General features: G+C 59.7%; 1 protein-coding gene. It reads left to right on the top strand.

Annotation, left to right across the window (positions count from 1 at the left end):
* The first annotated feature begins 17 nt into the window (after nucleotides 1–17).
* A complete protein-coding gene (pheT, locus tag ACIP1X_RS28625) occupies nucleotides 18–2,396 on the top strand; it encodes a phenylalanine--tRNA ligase subunit beta (protein WP_400755945.1) in 2,379 nt (792 codons plus the stop codon).
* Nucleotides 2,397–2,452 lie beyond the last annotated feature (56 nt).

Here is a 2,452-nt window from a genome sequence, read left to right as displayed (position 1 = left end):
ATTCTTAGGAGAGCAGGATGAAATTCAGTGAACAATGGCTGCGTGGCTGGGTTAGCCCGCAGGTAGATCGCGATGAGCTGGTTGCTCGTCTGTCGATGGCCGGTCTTGAGGTCGATAGCGTTACGCCGGCCGCCGGTGTATTCAGCGGCGTGGTTGTGGGCGAGGTGCTGAGCACCGAGCAGCACCCGGATGCCGATAAATTGCGCGTTTGCCAGGTGAGCAATGGCGCGGAAACCTTCCAGGTCGTGTGCGGTGCGCCAAACGTGCGTCCGGGCCTGAAGATTCCGTTCGCCATGATCGGTGCCGAACTGCCGGGCGACTTCAAAATCAAGAAAGCCAAACTGCGTGGCGTTGAGTCCAACGGCATGCTCTGCTCGCAAGCCGAGCTGCAGGTTGGTGAAGGCAACGACGGTCTGATGGAACTGCTGGCCGATGCGCCAGTGGGCGAAGATTTCCGCGTGTACCTGGATCTGGAAGACGCCAGCATCGAGGTTGACCTGACCCCGAACCGTGGCGACTGCCTGTCCCTGGCTGGTCTGGCCCGTGAAGTTGGCGCGCTGTATGACGTTCCGGTCACCCGTCCAGTAGTGCCGGCCGTAGCTGCCGTGCACGACGAAGTGCGTTCGGTCGAAGTGCTGGCGCCGGCTGCATGCCCGCGTTACCTCGGTCGCGTGATCCGTAACGTCGACCTGTCCAAGCCTACGCCGCTGTGGATGGTTGAGCGTCTGCGTCGTGCCGACGTGCGCAGCATCGACGCTGCCGTCGACATCACCAACTACGTGATGCTCGAGCTGGGTCAGCCGCTGCACGCTTTCGATCTCGCCGAAATCAATGGCGGCATCCGTGTGCGCATGGCGGAAGAGGGCGAGAAGCTGGTACTGCTCGACGGTCAGGAAGTCAGCCTGCGTAGCGATACGCTGGTGATTGCCGACCACACTCGCGCTCTGGCGATTGCCGGTGTGATGGGTGGCGAGCACAGCGGTGTTTCCGCGACCACTCGCGACGTGTTTCTGGAAAGTGCTTTCTTCGACCAGATCGCTGTAGCGGGCAAGGCTCGTTCCTATGGTCTGCACACCGATGCGTCGCACCGCTACGAGCGTGGCGTTGACTGGCAACTGGCCCGTGAAGCCATGGAGCGCGCCACTGGCCTGCTGCTGGAAATCACTGGCGGCGAAGCCGGCCCGATCATCGAGACCGTCAGCGAGCAGCACCTGCCGTCGATCGCGCCGATCACCCTGCGTTCGCAGCGCATCACCCAGATGCTCGGCATGGAAATGGATTCGGCTCAGGTTGAGCGTCTGCTCAGCGGCCTGGGTCTGGGCATTACCGCCGACGGCGCTGACCAATGGCGTGTAGAAGTGCCAAGCCATCGCTTCGACATCAGCCTTGAAGTCGATCTGATCGAAGAACTGGCTCGCCTGTACGGTTACAACCGTCTTCCGGTTCGTTACCCGCAAGCGCGTCTCGCGCCGCAAGCCAAGGCTGAAGCGCGTAGCGATCTGCCGGAACTGCGTCGTCTGCTGGTGGCTCGTGGTTATCAGGAAGCGATCACCTACAGCTTCATCGATCCACGCCAGTTCGAACTGTTCAATCCAGGCGTCGAGCCGCTGTTGCTGGCCAATCCGATCTCCAACGACATGGCTGCCATGCGCTCGTCGCTTTGGCCGGGTCTGGTCAAGGCGCTGCAGCACAACCTCAATCGTCAGCAAGATCGCGTGCGTCTGTTCGAAAGCGGTCTGCGCTTCGTCGGTCAGCTCGAAGGTTTGAAGCAAGAGCCGATGTTGTCGGGTGTTGTCTGCGGTAGCCGTCTGCCGGAAGGCTGGGCACAAGGTCGCGACACCATCGACTTCTTCGACGTCAAAGCTGACGTGGAAGCGGTACTGGGTTTTGCCGGTGCACTGGATTCGTTCACTTTCGCACCGGGCAAACACCCGGCGCTGCACCCGGGTCAAACCGCGCGCATCGAACGAGAAGGGCGTGAAGTCGGTTTCATCGGCGCCATTCACCCGGAATTGTCGAAAGCCTTGGGTCTGGATCGTCCAGTCTTCGTTTTCGAGCTGGTTCTGGCTGAAGTGGCACTCGGTAAAATGCCGAAATTCCACGAGTTGTCGCGCTTTCCTGAAGTGCGTCGTGACCTTGCATTAATTGCACACAAAGACGTCGCGGCCTCGGCAGTACTGGACGTAATCCGTGAAAATGCAGGCGAATGGCTCACAGATCTCAGGCTGTTTGACGTATATCAGGGTAAAGGCATTGATCCTGATAGAAAAAGCCTTGCAGTTGGCTTGACCTGGCAGCATCCATCGCGCACTCTTAATGACGATGAGGTGAATTCGACGACGCAAAATATCCTCACCACGCTCGAACAAAGGTTGAACGCCACGATAAGGAAGTGACGTACGCGGCGGAAGATGCCGTCAGCGCCAGTTGGCGATTCGCCTCCGAAGCGTTG

The organism is Pseudomonas sp. NPDC088885, assembly GCF_044750025.1.
GTDB lineage: Bacteria > Pseudomonadota > Gammaproteobacteria > Pseudomonadales > Pseudomonadaceae > Aquipseudomonas > Aquipseudomonas rustica.
Note: the sequence above shows the minus strand (reverse complement) of the source record. Positions and strands in the feature narration are given on the sequence as shown.

Excerpts from the sequence above, each read along its gene's own strand:
- pheT (WP_400755945.1), top strand. The coding sequence starts at position 18 with ATGAAATTCAGTGAACAATGGCTGCGTGGCTGGGTTAGCCCGCAGGTA.